Genomic DNA, 430 nt, shown 5'->3' with positions numbered 1-430 from the left:
CTGTCGTCGGGTGCTGGGTTGCGGTCGTCACGTCAGGACCTGCCGAATTCCTTGTTGATGATGTCGAAGAGGTCGTCGGCCGACGCGTTGTCCAACTCGGCGTCGTCGGCGCTGTCGGCGGGGCCGTCGCCCGCGTTCCACGTCGTCAGGAGGGCCTGGAGGCGGGGCGTGACGAGGGCGCGGGCCCCGCCAACGGCGCGGACGACGACGAGTTGGACAACGCGTCTGCCTACGACCTCTTCGACATAATCAACAAGGAATTCGGCAGGTCCTGACGTGACGACCGCAACCCAGCACCCGACGACAGCAACGGCCGGCCCGACAACCACCAGCGTGACGAACGCACGTGTCCCGGCTCTCCGGAAGGCAGCCCTCTGATGGCAGACGAAAAGAAGCTCCTCGACCACCTCAAGTGGATGACCGCCGAGCT

1 protein-coding gene is annotated in these 430 nt (G+C 65.8%); it reads right to left on the bottom strand.

From position 1 onward, the window contains the following. Positions 1-32: 32 nt before the first annotated feature. Positions 33-430: hypothetical protein (locus tag UK12_RS33200; RefSeq protein ID WP_045306932.1), on the bottom strand; the 398-nt coding region annotated here is incomplete at its 5' end.

This window comes from Saccharothrix sp. ST-888 (assembly GCF_000955975.1).
Classification (GTDB): domain Bacteria; phylum Actinomycetota; class Actinomycetes; order Streptomycetales; family Streptomycetaceae; genus Kitasatospora.
This window is presented reverse-complemented; position numbering and strand designations above follow the sequence as displayed.